Source organism: Thermodesulfovibrio yellowstonii DSM 11347 (genome assembly GCF_000020985.1).
GTDB classification, from domain to species: domain Bacteria; phylum Nitrospirota; class Thermodesulfovibrionia; order Thermodesulfovibrionales; family Thermodesulfovibrionaceae; genus Thermodesulfovibrio; species Thermodesulfovibrio yellowstonii.
The window spans coordinates 1,972,581-1,985,147 of sequence record NC_011296.1 but is presented as its reverse complement, the minus strand read 5'-3'; the positions used below and the strand labels follow the sequence as shown (position 1 = coordinate 1,985,147).

At 33.5% G+C, this 12,567-nt stretch carries 14 protein-coding genes; all 14 read left to right on the top strand.

Features of this window, described 5'->3' with window-relative positions:
• The first annotated feature begins 2 nt into the window (after window positions 1–2).
• The 14 genes from THEYE_RS10285 to THEYE_RS10220 all read left to right on the top strand — a co-directional run bounded on the left by THEYE_RS10285 (window position 3) and on the right by THEYE_RS10220 (window position 12,549).
• Window positions 3–398 (top strand): response regulator, encoded by a 396-nt coding sequence (locus THEYE_RS10285; RefSeq protein WP_012546370.1) that lies wholly within the window; start codon window positions 3–5, stop codon window positions 396–398.
• A 45-nt stretch (window positions 399–443) separates the two neighbouring features.
• Window positions 444–995: a Slp family lipoprotein gene (locus THEYE_RS10280; protein WP_012545495.1), complete on the top strand. Its 552-nt coding sequence runs from the start codon at window positions 444–446 to the stop codon at window positions 993–995.
• A 6-nt stretch (window positions 996–1,001) separates the two neighbouring features.
• The gene (gene mutL, locus THEYE_RS10275) at window positions 1,002–2,636 is read left to right on the top strand and encodes a DNA mismatch repair endonuclease MutL (protein WP_012546175.1); all 1,635 of its coding nucleotides are present in this window, start codon (window positions 1,002–1,004) and stop codon (window positions 2,634–2,636) included.
• 307 nt (window positions 2,637–2,943) lie between these two features.
• A complete protein-coding gene (locus THEYE_RS10270) occupies window positions 2,944–3,456 on the top strand; it encodes a flagellar basal body-associated FliL family protein (RefSeq protein ID WP_012546721.1) in 513 nt (170 codons plus the stop codon).
• A 2-nt stretch (window positions 3,457–3,458) separates the two neighbouring features.
• Complete coding sequence (gene fliM / locus THEYE_RS10265) at window positions 3,459–4,427, top strand: flagellar motor switch protein FliM (protein ID WP_012545847.1); 969 nt, start codon at window positions 3,459–3,461, stop codon at window positions 4,425–4,427.
• Window position 4,428: 1 nt separating this feature from the next.
• A complete protein-coding gene (gene fliN, locus THEYE_RS10260) occupies window positions 4,429–4,848 on the top strand; it encodes a flagellar motor switch protein FliN (protein ID WP_012546327.1) in 420 nt (139 codons plus the stop codon).
• A 9-nt stretch (window positions 4,849–4,857) separates the two neighbouring features.
• The gene (gene fliP / locus THEYE_RS10625) at window positions 4,858–5,865 is read left to right on the top strand and encodes a flagellar type III secretion system pore protein FliP (protein WP_012545201.1); all 1,008 of its coding nucleotides are present in this window, start codon (window positions 4,858–4,860) and stop codon (window positions 5,863–5,865) included.
• Window positions 5,862–6,131, top strand: a complete 270-nt coding sequence (gene fliQ / locus THEYE_RS10250; protein WP_012546140.1) for a flagellar biosynthesis protein FliQ — start codon at window positions 5,862–5,864, stop codon at window positions 6,129–6,131. The genes fliP and fliQ overlap by 4 nt, the downstream gene beginning before the upstream one ends.
• Entirely contained in the window at window positions 6,128–6,859 is a 732-nt protein-coding gene (locus THEYE_RS10245; RefSeq protein WP_012545011.1) for a flagellar biosynthetic protein FliR, read from the top strand. The genes fliQ and THEYE_RS10245 overlap by 4 nt, the downstream gene beginning before the upstream one ends.
• Window positions 6,860–6,862: 3 nt before the next feature.
• Window positions 6,863–7,924 carry a flagellar biosynthesis protein FlhB gene (gene flhB, locus THEYE_RS10240; protein WP_012545442.1) on the top strand — a complete coding sequence of 354 codons (1,062 nt, stop codon included), beginning with the start codon at window positions 6,863–6,865 and terminating at the stop codon, window positions 7,922–7,924.
• A gap of 5 nt (window positions 7,925–7,929) precedes the next feature.
• Window positions 7,930–9,972, top strand: coding sequence for a flagellar biosynthesis protein FlhA (flhA, locus tag THEYE_RS10235; RefSeq protein ID WP_206768427.1), 2,043 nt, complete (start codon window positions 7,930–7,932; stop codon window positions 9,970–9,972).
• 10 nt (window positions 9,973–9,982) lie between these two features.
• On the top strand, window positions 9,983–11,026 hold the full coding sequence (locus THEYE_RS10230) for a flagellar biosynthesis protein FlhF (protein ID WP_012545280.1): 1,044 nt from the start codon (window positions 9,983–9,985) through the stop codon (window positions 11,024–11,026).
• Window positions 11,016–11,834, top strand: coding sequence for a MinD/ParA family protein (locus tag THEYE_RS10225; protein ID WP_012545992.1), 819 nt, complete (start codon window positions 11,016–11,018; stop codon window positions 11,832–11,834). Before THEYE_RS10230 ends, THEYE_RS10225 begins: the two co-directional genes overlap by 11 nt.
• Window positions 11,835–11,838: 4 nt before the next feature.
• Complete coding sequence (locus THEYE_RS10220; protein ID WP_012546657.1) at window positions 11,839–12,549, top strand: sigma-70 family RNA polymerase sigma factor; 711 nt, start codon at window positions 11,839–11,841, stop codon at window positions 12,547–12,549.
• The last annotated feature ends 18 nt before the right edge of the window (window positions 12,550–12,567 follow it).

Below are 12,567 nucleotides of genomic sequence, written 5' to 3'. Positions count from 1 at the left end.
ATATGCCAAAAGCTGTTATATGCGAAAACAATAAGGAAATCCAACAAACTTTATCTGATTATCTAAGGTCATTAGGCTTTGAATGCCTTAGCCCTTCAAATAATGAAGAGGCTTTAGGGATGATCGGACTTGAAGACGTAGTTTTAATTATAATAGGGCAAGAATACAGTGAAATAATCAAGGAAATATTATCTTTTCCGATGTATCGGAGAAGAGAGATTATTGTATTTTCTCTAAGTAATTCAATAGCAACAATGGATAGGCTTTATGCATTTGTTCAAGGCGTAGATTTCATTATAAATCTTAAAGATTTGAACAACTTCCCTATAATTTTTAAAAAGGCTTATGCTGAATACCAAAAAACTTACAGACTATTTAAAGAGGTAATAACAAAGTAAATTCCATAATTTTGATTCTTTGTAATCCAATTGATATAATAAACTATGTTACAGAAGTTTTTTATTTCTGTTAAATTTTTTATATTAGTAATTTCATTGTTTTTTGTATTCAGTTGTGCAACTTTGCCTAAACCTTTACAGGATATTCCTTCATTAAAAGATGTGCCTTTCAAAGTCGTTAAAGATAATCCTGACAAATACAAGGATATATCTCTTTTATGGGGTGGAAGAATTACAAATTGTATCAATACTCAGGATGGAACAGTTTTTGAGATTCTTCATTTACCTCTTGATAGAGAAGGTTATCCAGAAGAGACAGATGCTTCAGAGGGAAGATTTATTGTAAAATCAAAAAATTTTCTTGACTGTGCTGTTTACTCAAAAGGAAGACTACTAACAGTTGCCGGGAGATTTAAAGGACTGCAAGAGGGCAAGATTGATACAATGCCTTACATTTTTCCTGTTATTGAGGCTCAGGCAACGTATCTGTGGAAAAAAACAAAATACTATCCTAATTATTACTGGCATCCTTCAATATGGTTTTGGTATGGTTCTCCTGGTTGGTGGTTTGAGTATGGATATCCTCCGTGGTGGTAGAGTATATTGAATAGAATTAAAATACTTCCTGAGACTATTGTCGGGAAAATTTCAGCAGGAGAGGTTGTAGAAAGACCAGCCTCAGTAGTAAAAGAACTGATTGAAAACTCAATAGACGCAGGTGCGAACTCTATATCTGTTTATATAAAGGAATTTGGAATTGCTGAAATAAAAGTAATAGATGATGGAGAAGGAATTCCATCGGATGATGTTATATTGGCTTTTCAGAGACATGCAACGAGTAAAATAAAAGATGAAAAGGACCTTCAAAGAATCTCTTCTCTCGGATTCAGAGGTGAAGCTCTTTACTCAATAGCAAATGTAAGCAAGCTCAAAATTATTACCCAGTATAAAGATGAAGACACAGGTACAGAGGTTTATCTTACGGGAGGTAATTTAGTATCGCAGAAGCCTGTAGTTACTAAGGGAACAACAGTAGAGATTAGAGATCTCTTTTTTAATACACCTGTCAGAAGAAAGTTTCTTAAATCTTCTTATACTGAAAAAGCACATATTATTGAAACAGTCCAGAATTACTGTCTTGCCTATCCAGAAATTTCCTTTTCTTTATTTATTGATAGAGAAGAAGTTTTAAATATACCTCAGGTAAAAACTTTATATGATAGAATATCACAGGTTTTTGGTTTAGAATTTACAGAGAAGCTTAAGTTTAAAACAATTTCAAAAGATAACTATAAAATTGAGTTATTTCTTGGCGGAGAAGAACTTCTGAGAAAATCCAAGGGTAGACAATTAATCTTTGTAAACCGCAGGCCTGTAAAAGATTTTTCAATTGTTAATACTATATATAAAGCTTTTCATATCAATGAAAATCATCCTCAGTTTTTTATTTTTATAAATCTTCCACCAGAGGATGTAGATTTTAATGTTCATCCTGCAAAAAAAGAAGTAAGATTTCGTGAACCCCAAATAATTCATCAGCTTATTTTTAGAATGAGTGAATATCAAGTTAAATCATCAATGATTGCAGAAGAGACCAATCAGTGGAAGGTAAATGCAGATTTGTCTTCAATATCTCAAATTTCTGCATTTTATACAGAGTCAATTTTTAACAAAGAAGAAATTTTTCACTTTTTCAGTATTGGTGACGCAATTGTTGTGATTCAAAGGGTGGATGGAATTGTCTTTCTTGACTTCCATGCAGCGCATGAGAGGGTAAATTTTGAGAAGATTTTAAATAAAATGAGTGAACAAATTGTAAAACTTACTTTTCCCCATGTTATAAACTTAAATCCGCAGGATTATGTTTTAATAAAAGAAAATCTACACATACTCAATGAACTCGGCATTGAAGCTGAAGATTTTGGAGAAAATTCAATAGTAATAAGAGCATTACCTGAGATTATTAAATATATAGATATAGCAGGAATGATTGAAAATATCGCATTAACACTTAAAGAAGGAACATCTACACCAGATTTTATTGAGATAAAAAGAAAAATTGCAGCAACAATAGCATGTCATAGCTCTTTAAGGGCAAATGAGAAAATTAACCATTTTGAAATTAAGGCTTTACTTCAGGAACTTGAAAGAACTTCTGATCCTGAACACTGTCCTCATGGAAGACCTGTAAGAAAGTTTATCTCTCTTGATGAAATAAAAAAATGGTTTTTAAGATAATGCTGTCAAAAAGAAAATTCAAATCGTCAAAAAATTGGCACAGAATTTAACTTCTATAAAGCTTTTATCTATTGACTTTTATATAATTTACAAAATCTGGCATAAACTATGCTAAATATTTTAATTTAGAAAAGAAGAGGGTATTCAATTACTAACAGTCATTCCAATCGCCCTTAATGGGTGCGAGGAATCTCTCTTTGATGCAATAGAAAAAAGGAGGAGATTCCTCGGCTGCTTCCGCAGCCTCGGAATGACAATTGGAGGTAATTGAAAAATAGACCTAAAAAGAATAAAAGGAGGAAGGAGTATGGCAAAAGAAAAAGCTACAAAGTTAGAAGAGGAAGAACTACAGCCTAAGGAACAACCTGAAAAACCTAAGAAAAAAACTAAATTTCCATTGCTGATTATTATTGCTGCGATAGTTTTAATAGTTGGAGCAGGAGGAGCTTATTTTTTTCTAACTGGTAAAGGTGCAGAACATGGCAAAGGCTCTGCTACGAAGGATTCAAAAGAAGTTCAGGGTATAAATTTTGCTCTTGAACCGTTTGTTGTAAATTTGATGGATCAAAGTGGAACTAAATATCTTAAAGTTTCTGTGCAGATTGAACTTTCTGATGCAAAGTTGGCTGAACAGGCAAAAAACAAAACGCCACAGATAAGGGATGCTATAATAACTCTTTTAACAAATAAAACATCTGACGAATTGATTACTCCTGAGGGTAAATTGCTTCTTAAAGACGAGATAAAACAAAGAGCGAATCAGATTCTTGGTGAAGGTACAGTTATAAATGTTTATCTTACAGATTTTGTAATGCAGTAGCCATGCCAGACGACGAGATTTTATCCCAAGATGAGATTGATGCTCTGCTAAAGGGCATTTCAGGAGGAGAGGTTGAGACAGAAACAGCAGAAGCTCCTTCTGGAGTTAGACCCTATGATTTTACTTCTCAGGAAAAGATTGTTCGCGGCAAGATGCCCTCTTTGGATATTATAAATGAGCGTCTTGCAAGAAGTTTCAGAGTAAGTCTTGCCTCAGACATAAGAAAAATAGTAGATGTGATAAATGTAAATGTAAATATTACAAAATTCTATGATTTTCTCCGCTCTGTTCCTTTTCCTTCAAGTCTAAATATTATAAAACTTGAACCTCTCAGAGGTTTTAGTCTCGTTGTTTTTGATGCGCCTATGATTTTTACTCTAATTGAATTTTATTTTGGCGGCTCAGGAAAAGGTTATTACAAACCAGAAGGAAGAGAGTTTACGCCTATCGAGCAAAGAATAATTCACAAGGTTGTTATGATGTTTCTTGAAAGTATGGAGGAAGCATGGAAGCCTATTTTCCAGATAAAACCTCATTTTATAAGAACAGAGATGAATCCTCAATTTGTTACAATAGTCACCCCTGTTGATGTGGTAATTGAAACAGAGTTTACCCTTGAAATAGAAACAAGAGAGTGTAAAATTATGGTTTGCATTCCCTATTCTTCAGTAGAACCTATAAAAGAAAAACTTTATAGTGCCTTTCTTGCAGACAGAGATGAAATGGATATGAAATGGATAGGAAGACTTAAGGCACAAATAAAAAATGCACCTGTGCAGGTTGAAGCTATTTTAGGCAAAGTAACTATAGACTTTAAAACATTATTAGACCTTAAATCAGGTGACATTGTCACTCTTCAAAGAAGAATAGACGAAGAAGTGGATTTGCTTGTAGAAGGTGTTCCTAAATTTAAAGGCAAATTAGGAACATTTAAGGGAAATTATGCAATAAAAATAATAAAGGAGGCATAAAATGGAGGAAAAGGAGGTTCAGCAACAATCATCTCAGGAAGAACTTGAAGAAGAGCTTGATATGGCAAAAGCTCTTGAGATGGAAAAGGCAATGAAAGCAAAAGAGGAAGTTCAGTCACCTCATATAGATGAATTTACCGTTACTGAAGAAAAACCAAAGACAAGAGATATTGATTTTATTCTTGATATTCCTCTTGAACTGGTAGTTGTTATCGGAAGAACAAGAATTCTTGTTCAGGAACTTCTTCAATTAACTCAGGGTTCTGTTGTTGCCCTTGATAAACTCGCTGGCGAACCAATGGAAGTTTATGTCAATGGCAAGCTTGTTGGAAGAGGTGAGGTAGTTGTAGTAAATGAAAAGTTCGGCATAAGAATTACAGATATTATAAGCCCTCAAGAAAGAGTAAAACAGCTTGGTTGAGAGGATACAATGGAATATTTTAAAGCCATATTATCCTTAATTTTTATTATTGTAGCCCTATATATTGTTTTGCGATTAATGAAAAACAAGATAAATCCAGGAAAGGGATTTATTCAGATTATTTACTATCAGCCAATAGGTTATAAAAAAGGTATAGGTGTGGTAAAAGCCTTTGATGAATATCTTTTGGTTGGGATATCGGAGCATGGAATTAATCTGATAAGTAAACTTGATTCTTCAAAGATTAAGGCAATCTTTGAAGAGCAGACAGAGGAGAGAAGAACTCTCTGGCAAAGGATATTCAAAGGAGGTTTATTTAGCTGTCTTTTAATTTTATCTCCAACACTTTGTTTTGCTGCACCTCAGTCTGCTCAAGGAGGGTTATTTGGTTTTTCAAGTGCCATTGACATTCTTGTATTTATAACTCTGTTAAGCTTTCTACCAGCAGTATTAATCATGATGACATCTTTTACAAGAATTGTTATTGTTCTTTCTCTGTTAAGACAGGCACTTGGAACTCCTTCAGTTCCTCCGAATCAAGTTATAATCGGGCTTGCATTGTTTCTTACCCTTTTTATTATGTCTCCAACAGTTGACAGAGTTTACAATGAAGCTTACTTACCACTGTCAAAAAAAGAGATAAACATGGAAGAGGCGATAAGTAAAGCATCAGTTCCATTTAAAGAGTTTATGCTGAAGCAGACAAGAGAAAAAGACCTTGCCCTGTTTTTCAAACTTTCAAAAACAGAAGTCAAACCTGCAACTCCTATGGATTTACCGATGAAAATTGTTGTTCCTGCCTTTGCTCTTGGTGAACTTAAAAGGGCTTTTGAAATCGGATTTTTAATCTTCCTTCCTTTTTTGGTTATTGATATTGTTGTGGCAAGCATATTGCTATCTATGGGAATGTTTATGGTTCCACCAGTTATGATATCAATGCCTTTTAAGTTATTGCTTTTTGTTTTAGTTGATGGATGGCAATTGATTATAGGCTCACTTGCAGGAGGATTTAAATGACAGTAGAATTTTTAAACTATATTTCAAAACAGACCTTTGAAACCATTCTTCTGGTTGGAGGTCCTGTGTTACTTGTAAGCCTTCTTGTTGGTCTTATTATAGGACTATTTCAGGCAATAACCCAGTTACAGGAGATGACAATAAGCTTTGTTCCAAAGGTTATTGCTGTTTTTTTAACATTGCTTCTTACAATTCCCTGGATGGTCAATATAATGACGAAATTTACAAGGGGAATTTTTGAAAACCTTCCCATGTATGTTAAATGAACTACTTAGAACTTCTTACAACGAATTTTTATAGTTTTATTCCTGTTTTCATAAGGGTTTCTATAATACTTTTCTTTCTTCCATACATTGGCAGTAGGACTGTTCCAATAATGTTTAGATTCTTTTTTGCTCTTTCTATATCTCTTGCTATTATTCCTTTTATACATGTAAAAGAGGAAAATTTGCTTATTTCTCTGTTTAATGCTGTTGTTTTTGGAATGGCTATAGGTATCATGGTAAGGGTTATTATTGCTGCAGTTGAGATAGCTTCTCAATGGATGAGTATGCAGATTGGTTTTACTATTGCAAATGTTTTTAATCCTCAGTTTGGTGAACTTATGGGACCTCTTAGTATTTTCTATGAGATGTTCACAATTGCTCTTTTTTTCTCTTTAGATTTACATCTGAGTTTTGTTGAAATGATAGTTAAGACTTTTGAATTTCCTATAAAATTTTCTTTTTCAGGAAATATAATAGCCTTTTCCTATATTATGTTCCCTCTTGCTTTAAAACTCGCTGCTCCTGTTTTACTTGTTCAGGTTCTTATGAATATAGGACTTGGATTTTTATCAAGGATTATGCCTCAGGCAAATGTTTTTTTTGTCGGATTCCCGCTTTTGCTTGCTACGGGTATTGCAGTTATGTGGTTGAGCATTCCTATTTTCACAATGGTTCTTTCAAAGGCATTTATAAATCTTAAAGATGCTTTATTTGGTCTTTTGAGGTAAGCTATGCCAGAAGAACTGCAAGAACGAACTGAACAGGCTACCCCGCGAAGGCGAGAAAAAGCTCGGCAAAAGGGTGAAGTCCCCCGAAGTAGAGAACTTACTGGTATCATAGGAACGTGGATGATTTTCCTTTATTTTGTTTTTTCTGGCACATTTTTAATCTCAATAATGCAACATATGAAAGAGGCATTTACAAGAGTTAAAAATCCAGAGTTTGTTGCAAGTGCTATAATTACAATAATAAAAGATGAAATAAAATGGTATTTTATTCAATTTCTTCCAATTGGAGGAGTACTTCTTTTTGGTGTTTTGCTTGTTCATTTTATTCAAACAGGTTTTCTTTTTACAGGAGCAACATTAGTTCCTGATGTATCAAAGATAAGTCCATTAAAAGGCATAAAAAAACTTTTTTCCCTGAATGCTTTGTTTGAGACCATAAAGGGTATTTTAAAATTGGTTGCTCTTGGTATAGTTATATATTTTGTTCTGAAAAAAGATGTCAATATTCTGCCACTTTTGATTGATATGGATGTAAAGGCTATTGCAGGTATTTCATTTCAAAAAATTTATCAACTCATACTTGCTTGTCTTATAATGCTTACTGTTTTTGCAGGTATAGATTTTGCATATCAAAGATGGCAGTATGAGAGAAATTTAAGAATGACAAAACAGGAAATAAAAGAAGAATTCAAAGAAACAGAAGGTTCACCAATGGTAAGAGCAAGAATAAGAAGCTTACAGAGAGAGATGGCACGTAAAAGAATGATGCAGGAAGTTCCAAAGGCTGATGTTGTTATTACAAACCCTTTGCATCTTGCTGTTTGCATAAAGTATGACTCAAAAAATATGAATGCACCTGCGGTTGTGGCAAAGGGAGCAAATCTTCTTGCGGAAAGGATAAAAGAGATAGCAAGAGCTTCGGGCGTACCCATATATGAAAACAAGCCCCTTGCAAGGGCTTTGTATAGAATTCCTCTTGGAGAGGAAATTCCTGAAGCACTCTATAAAGCAGTAGCTACTATTTTAGCTACTGTTTATAAAATTAAAGGAAGACAGATCGCATGAATATTATGAATTACATAAGAAGTGATGTGCTTGTTGCAGTTGGAATAATTCTTATATTGATATTCATGATTGTTCCCATTCCTCCATTTATGCTTGATTTATCCCTTACAATGAGCATAACCCTCTCAATTTTGATTATTTTGGTAGCTTCCTATGTGAGAAAACCCCTTGATTTTTCAGTGTTTCCTTCTGTTTTATTAATTGCTACACTTATGAGACTTTCTCTTAACATTGCATCAACTCGTCTGATTTTAACAAGAGGTGAGCTTGGCACAGAAGCAGCAGGTAAGGTTATAAAAGCATTTGGAGAGTTTGTTGTAAGTGGAAATTTTGTAGTTGGTTTGATAGTTTTTTTAATTCTTGTAATTATTAACTTTATTGTAATAACCAAAGGAGCTGGAAGAATTGCAGAAGTGTCTGCCCGTTTTACTCTTGACGCCATGCCTGGTAAACAGATGAGCATTGATGCAGATTTAAATGCAGGACTTATTGATGAAAAGGAAGCAAGACGCCGAAGGGAAGAAATAAGCAGAGAAGCAGACTTTTATGGAGCAATGGATGGAGCAAGTAAATTCATTAGAGGTGATGCAATTGCTGCCATAATAATTATGATTATAAACATTATTGGAGGAATACTCATTGGAGTGCTTCAAAAAGGTATGCCAATTGGAGATGCTGTTCAGACATATGTAATACTTACAATTGGTGATGGATTGGCTGCGCAGGTTCCTGCTCTTATTACATCAACTGCAGCAGGAATAGTTGTTAGCAGAGCAGCAACGGAATCAAATCTTGGGCAGGATATACTTCAGCAGCTTTTTAAAAATCCTAAAACATTGGCAACAGCATCTGGAGTACTTCTTTTGCTTGGGTTGATTCCGGGCTTACCTCATCTTCCTTTTATAATTATAGCCGTGGTATCGGGTGCAATTGCTTATTTAATGATAAGTAAAGAGAAAAAGGAAAAAGAAGCACTTCCTCCGCCTCCTGTAGAGGAAAAACCTGTTTCAATGGAAGCTCAACTTGAAAGCCTTCTCAGGGTTGATCCTATCTCTCTTGAGATTGGCTATAATCTTATTCCACTTGTTGAGGGAGAAAGTTCTCTTGTAGAAAGGATTCGTTCTCTTAGAAAACAGATTGCAATGGAAATGGGTTACATTGTTCCATCAATACATATAAAAGATAATTTAATGCTCAAACCTTCTCAATACAGCATTCTTATAAAGGGAGTTGAGATAGCAACTTCTGAAATAATTCTTGGAAGATTTCTTGCAATAGGTGCCCGCCCTGGACAGGATATTGATGGAATTCCTACAAAAGACCCTGCTTTTGGAGTAGATGCATTGTGGATTGAAGAAAAAGATGTTTCAAAAGCACAGATGCTTGGATTTACTGTTGTTGATGCTTCATCAGTTATAGTTACCCATTTGAGAGAAGTTCTTAAAAATTATGGTTATGAATTACTCGGAAAACAAGAAACTCAAAGATTACTTGATAATCTTGCTAAAACTCATCCAAGAGTTGTTGATGATTTGATTCCAAATCTTTTAACACTCTCTCAGGTGCAGAAAGTGCTTCAGAATCTATTAAGGGAAAGGGTATCAATAAAAGATTTACAGACAATACTTGAAACCCTTTCGGAGTATGCTAATGTAACTAAAGACCCTGACATTTTAACAGAGCATGTTAGACAGGCACTGTCAAGAAGAATAACAAAAAGTGTCCAAAATCCTGACGGTTCTATTTCTGCAATTCTTTTTGAGCCATCTCTTGAGAGGACATTTATTGAATCTCTCCAGACAACACCACAGGGTATAAATTTTGCTACAGATCCTTTGTTAATGGAAAAAACCATTGAAAATGTAAAGAAGATGGCTGATGAGGCAACTGTAAAGGGTTATCAGCCTGTGTTGATATGTTCGCAGTCAATAAGAAGATTTATAAAGAGAGCAATTGAAAGAATTGCACCATCTTTACCTGTTCTTTCGCCACAGGAAATAGCTCCTGGAGTAAAAATACTTATGTTTGGCACAGTAAAACTTAATTAGGAGGAAAATGATGAAAATAAAAAAGTTTCAGGGTAGAACTTTTAAAGAAGTTTTAGAAACAGTTAAAAAAGAGATGGGACCAAATGCTGTGATTTTATCAACTTCCTCTAAAAAAGAGCCTCTTTCAAATAATTCTTTTATAGAAATTACTGCTGCCATAGATGAAGAAGAAACTTTTACTGCTCAGGAGACATTGGGGCACAGACTGCAGACTGAAGATTCATGGAAATTTGACCACGGAGTATTTAAAGAAATAGAAAAGCTTAAAGCTGAGGTAAGTCTTTTGAGAGAGAGCATTACAAAACTATTTCCTTCGCTTGATGATATTTCTAAAAGAGGACTTTATAATTTTCTGATAAAAAACAATGTTGAACCATATCTTGCATTAATGCTTCTGGAAAAAGCTAATGATATGAATGAATTAAGAATGGCTATTGAAAATGAATTAAAAACCTGTAGGAATAATTTTGATGAAGAAAAGGGATACATTTTTTATGGACTTCCTGGAGTTGGAAAAACAACTACAATTTTTAAAATAGGACAAAGTTTAAAAGACAATAACAAGAAGATAATGCTTATTTCTCTTGACCAGAGAATTTCATCTGTGGCTTATATAAAAGAAGTAGCATTAAAGCTAAAATGTGAGGCAAAATTTATAAATGAACCAAAAGAACTTTATAAAATAATGCATAAAGAAATTGATAAAAAAAATTTACTTATTGATACTCCCGGAGATGTAAATATAAGTCTTGCAGGAGAACTTAAAAATCTGTTGAAGGATATGCCTATAAAAAAATGTCTTATTATGGATGCATCAATGTCAATGCAATCAAGCTTCAAGATATTAAAAACAATGGATACTGCTTCAGTTGATTGCATAGGTTTTAGTAAGATTGATTTAGCGCAAACTTATGGGAATTTATATAATCTGTCAGTTTTATCAGGGAAACCTGTAAGCTTTATTACTTCTGGGGCATATGGAGAGCCTCAAGTTAAAGTATTGCCACCTGATACGATAACGAATCTCATTGTAGGAGGAGTATGTGCAAACTAATGCTCAAACTAATGTCCCGAGAATTGTAGCTGTTTCAAGCGGGAAGGGAGGTGTTGGGAAAACCAACTTTGTAACAAATATTGCACTTATATTGAGAAGCATGCAAAAAAGAGTGCTTCTAATGGATGCTGATGTTGGTTTAAGTAACATTGATATAATGTTTGGAATAGCACCGAAATATAACATAAAACATTTACTTTCTGGTGAGAAATCAATAAAAGATATTATTGTCAAGACTTCTGAAGGAATTGATATTATTCCAGCGAGTTCTGGAATAAGAGAATTAACTCAACTTACATCTGTCCATAAAATGAAAATTATTGAAGAGCTTGAAAGTATTGATAATGATTACGATATATTTCTTATTGATACAGGAGCAGGAATTTCAGATAATGTAACTTTTTTCTGTTCTGCTGCCCATGACAATATTGTAATTGTTACTCCTGAACCAACTTCAATTGCAGATGCCTATGCACTGATTAAGGTGCTTTATAAAGAACATGGAGAGACAAATTTTCGTATAGTTGTGAACAATACTAAAAATCATAAGGAAGCAAAGGAGACCTTCAGGAAACTTTCAATGGTTGCTGAAAGATTTCTTGGGATAACTCTTGATTGGCTGGGAGCTCTTCCATACGATGAAAAAATAAAAGAAGCTGTTATTGCTCAGAAACCTTATATAACTCTTTATCCAACATCTGATTTTTCAAAAAAGCTTATTGAACTTGCAAAACAGTTTCTTAAGAGAGATGTGGATTTATTAAAAGGAGGAATGCAGTTTTTTCTAAAAAAATCACTAAGTAAATAATTTTATGCTTTATTCTGAAGATGATAAAGAGAGCCTCATTAAACAGTTTTTGCCAAAAATAAAGCATTATGCTTTAAGATACCATCATATTGTTCAATCTGTTTTAGAGTTAGAAGATTTAATTTCTGCTGGAATAAAGGGATTACTTGAAGCATTAAATAAATATAATCCTTCATTAAATGTCCCACTTGTTGCTTTTATAGACTACAGGATAAGAGGTGCTATACTGGATGAAATTCGTTCAGTGGATGTTTTTTCAAAAGAATTCCGTAAAAAAGTAGAAAATGTAAAAAAAACTTACAAAAATTTAAAACAGTCTGGCAAAGACCCAACAGATGAAGAATTGGCTAATTATTTAAATATTACTCAGGAGGAGTTACAAGAAGTTTATCAGAGTATAACAGCTTCTGATATAGTAAGTTTAGATAGTTTTGTAGTTGGAGAAAATGGAGATAAACTAAATCTTCTTGAAGTTATTTCAGATGAAAAAAATATTTTTGAAGATATAAAATTTCGTGAATTAAAGGAAAAACTAACTTCTGCAATAGAAAATCTTTCCGAAACTGAAAAGCTTATCATATCCCTTTATTATTATGAAGAGTTAAACATGAAGGAAATTGCTCAGGTTTTAGGTATTTCTTTATCCAGAGTAAGTCAGATTCATGGTAAGACTTTGCTAAAGCTCAAAAATTTTCTTGCAAAAGAAGTTGATTAATTAAAAAATTTTGTATAA

Coding starts and splice junctions, on each gene's coding strand:
- flhB (WP_012545442.1), top strand. CDS start 6,863: ATGCCAGAAGAACTGCAAGAACGAACTGAACAGGCTACCCCGCGAAGG.
- THEYE_RS10245 (WP_012545011.1), top strand. CDS start 6,128: ATGAACTACTTAGAACTTCTTACAACGAATTTTTATAGTTTTATTCCT.
- THEYE_RS10270 (WP_012546721.1), top strand. CDS start 2,944: ATGGCAAAAGAAAAAGCTACAAAGTTAGAAGAGGAAGAACTACAGCCT.
- THEYE_RS10285 (WP_012546370.1), top strand. CDS start 3: ATGCCAAAAGCTGTTATATGCGAAAACAATAAGGAAATCCAACAAACT.
- THEYE_RS10220 (WP_012546657.1), top strand. CDS start 11,839: ATGCTTTATTCTGAAGATGATAAAGAGAGCCTCATTAAACAGTTTTTG.
- THEYE_RS10280 (WP_012545495.1), top strand. CDS start 444: ATGTTACAGAAGTTTTTTATTTCTGTTAAATTTTTTATATTAGTAATT.
- fliN (WP_012546327.1), top strand. CDS start 4,429: ATGGAGGAAAAGGAGGTTCAGCAACAATCATCTCAGGAAGAACTTGAA.
- fliQ (WP_012546140.1), top strand. CDS start 5,862: ATGACAGTAGAATTTTTAAACTATATTTCAAAACAGACCTTTGAAACC.
- THEYE_RS10230 (WP_012545280.1), top strand. CDS start 9,983: ATGAAAATAAAAAAGTTTCAGGGTAGAACTTTTAAAGAAGTTTTAGAA.
- flhA (WP_206768427.1), top strand. CDS start 7,930: ATGAATTACATAAGAAGTGATGTGCTTGTTGCAGTTGGAATAATTCTT.
- fliM (WP_012545847.1), top strand. CDS start 3,459: ATGCCAGACGACGAGATTTTATCCCAAGATGAGATTGATGCTCTGCTA.
- fliP (WP_012545201.1), top strand. CDS start 4,858: ATGGAATATTTTAAAGCCATATTATCCTTAATTTTTATTATTGTAGCC.